The organism is Thermodesulfobacteriota bacterium, from assembly GCA_040756475.1.
Taxonomy (GTDB): domain Bacteria; phylum Desulfobacterota; class Deferrisomatia; order Deferrisomatales; family JACRMM01; genus JBFLZB01.
Genome location: JBFLZB010000324.1, coordinates 1 through 2,749 on the forward strand (window position 1 = coordinate 1; position 2,749 = coordinate 2,749).

The 2,749-nt window shown below is 65.1% G+C and carries 2 protein-coding genes; both read left to right on the plus strand.

The window, feature by feature from the left end; translation table 11 throughout:
* Positions 1–179, plus strand: a 179-nt coding sequence (locus tag AB1578_23245) for an ISAzo13 family transposase (protein MEW6490814.1), incomplete at its 5' end; no start/stop codon positions are given.
* Between the two features lie 707 nt (positions 180–886).
* Entirely contained in the window at positions 887–2,473 is a 1,587-nt protein-coding gene (locus AB1578_23250) for a hypothetical protein (GenBank protein ID MEW6490815.1), read from the plus strand.
* The last annotated feature ends 276 nt before the right edge of the window (positions 2,474–2,749 follow it).

The window sequence follows — 2,749 nt, forward strand, 5'->3', positions numbered from 1 at the left end:
GTGCCGTAACGACGCGGACGGGACTGCGGGTACGGGCGGAACTGGACCGGGAGAAGTACCCGACGAAGATCGTGGTCACCGACGAAGAGCTGGCGGCCCTATACCTGATTCGCCACGCCTTCCACGGAGACTGGAACTACACAATCCGCCCGCGTTTACCCGCCACGGCGCTCCCATAGTTGTCCATGTTATTTCTTAACAGGCCCTAACCATCGCGAATTGCCGGACGCGGCAACTAAGGGATCAGATCGGCGGCGCCAATGACAGAGGGGCTGGGAAGCACCCTTCGGGGCTTCTCGGCATCCTGCGGATACAGCTCGCCGCCCCATGTGCTCCTGGAGCTGCGTGTAGGCAACTCCCCGATGGCCCCCGCCAGACCCCGCGCGGCGAGGACCCCTGGCGCGTGCGTGTAACGCTCCTTGCCACGCCGTGGGGCTGCAGGCCACCCTCTCTACCGAGAGCCGCCCGGATGCCACCGACGCCATCCCCCGGAGGAATCGACGCTCCCGGAGCTCCCGTGGGCGTGGCGGGAGTGGGCGGTCTGCCGGGATTCAGGCGGCAAGCCGGCACGCTCCGGGTTGACCCATCCTCGTCGGCCCGGGCCTCCGCATGGCCGTTTCCCACCGGCGGAGCCAGGCCTGACAGAGAGGCCTTTGAATGTCCCGTCCTCGACGGTAAGGTTGCGTCCGGGCGAGGCGTGGGCGCCGGTCCGGAGGGCTTGGCCGCGTGGCCTAGGTGCTTCGGGACCTTTTCTTGGGGGGGCTGCGACGAGGCGGCGCCGAGCAGCTAGCCGGGTGGTGGGAGGAGTGGTCCCGCTCCGGGAGCGTCAGGGTTCCCCTTCAGCCGCCCTCACCCTAGGGTCCCCACCTGCCGATCTGGAGGAGTCATGACACGAATCCCTCATCCCCTGCTGTATGGCGCCCTGCTCGCGGCTGCCTTGTGGAGCCCGCGTGCAGAGGCAGGAACCTACAAGGACAAGAACCACGGCTTCTCGCTCAGAATCCTACCCGACTGGACGCAGACGCCCACCCAGCCCGGGGAGAAGATCGAGGTGGCGAAGTTCAAGGACGACCGGCCGGGCGACTTCGCCGAGCTCACGATCTGCCGCTACGAGAGGGCGGAGGGGGCCGTGACGGGGAAGACCGAGGAGAAGGACGGGAAGAAGGACGAGAGCAAGGCGGCCCAAGGACCGGCCTCGCCCCTGCACCGACCTCCGCAGAATGCTGAAGAGCGCCTCGCGGCGACCCTTCAGGGGATGGCGGCGAACTTGAAGAGGTACGTCGAGGGGCGGGGTGTGGCGGGCGACGTCAAGTTGGAGGAGGTGACCCTGCCCAAGCCCAAGGAAGCCAAGTTCGGCAAACTGGACGGCCGCATCTACTCGTACACCTTCGAGCCGGTGCCGCGGATCAACTACAGCGGAGACTGCATCACCGCCGGCGTGGTTGCTCAGGGCACCGAAGAGTACCTGATCCTTTATACTTGCCCCTACCCGCAGCGCAAGCTGGTCACCTCATTCGTGAGCTCGATCAAGAGTTTCCGCTTCCCTGGAGACGACGCGGAGGTCGAGGAAGAAGAAGACTTCGAGCGGCGCGGGCGGGCCCTCGCCGACGAGGAGGACCTGCTCGATCCCGAGAAACGGGAACGCATCAAGAAGGCGCTGGTCGCGAACTGGAGGTTCATCGACACCCCCCACTACATCGTCGTCTACAACTGTGACATCTCGCTGGCCAAGTTCATCGCCGAGCGGATCGAGTGGATGCGGGTGAATGCCTACGAGGTCGTGTTCCCGCCGGTCGAGCCGATCAAGGAATGCATGGTCGCGCGAGTGTGCAAGGAGATGGACGAGTACCACCACTACGGCGGACCGCAGGGTTCGGCCGGTTACTGGGCGAGCGCGAAGGACGAGCTCGTCTTTCCGGACCTCTCCGCGAGCAAGAAGCCCGACGAGACGACAGTGGGCGTGCTCCAGCACGAGGGGTTTCACCAGTACATCAACTACGCACTCCTCAAGCACGACCCGCCGGTGTGGTTCAACGAGGGCTTTGCCGAGTACTTCTTCACCGTGGAGCCGAAGGGGAAGCGCATGGGCTTCATGGACCACCACCCGGAGCGCTACTCGGTAGTCAAGAACGCGCTCGGGACGGGCTCCCTCATTCCGCTCAAGGAGTTCATCAATCTGAGCCACGCCCAGTACATGCAGAAGGCGAGCCTCTGCTACGCCCAGGGCTGGGCTGTCGCCACCTGGCTCACCAACGTCACCCGCAACCAGCGTTACAAGGAGATCCCGAAGGTCTACTTCCGCGAGCTGCAGAAAGGCTACCTCGACCTGGGCCCGGCCGGCGACCCGGCCAAGGCCGCCATGCTGGGGGAACAGAACAAGATCACCGAGAGGGCACTCAACACGGCCTTCGAAGGCATCGATCTCGACAAGATGCACAATGACTTCCTGAAGGAGGCAAAGAAGGGGCTGTAGGCGAGGGGCGCGCCGGGACGGCTCTGCAGCCGGCCGATACGGGCGCTGGCGAATCGTACCGCGGGCCCCCGTGCGGCGGAGCCGCAATCAAGTAAGGGCCGTGCGGCGGAGCCGCAATCAAGTAAGGGCCGTGCGGCGGAGCCGCAACCAAGGCGGCGTAAAGAAATAAAGGTTGCAGGTCCTGGCTGCTGGTTCTAAGATGGCGGAGCATGAAGCCTTCCTCCAACCTTCGGGCGAAGCTGGCCGGGGTGTGGTCACTTCTGGACGAGCGGACGC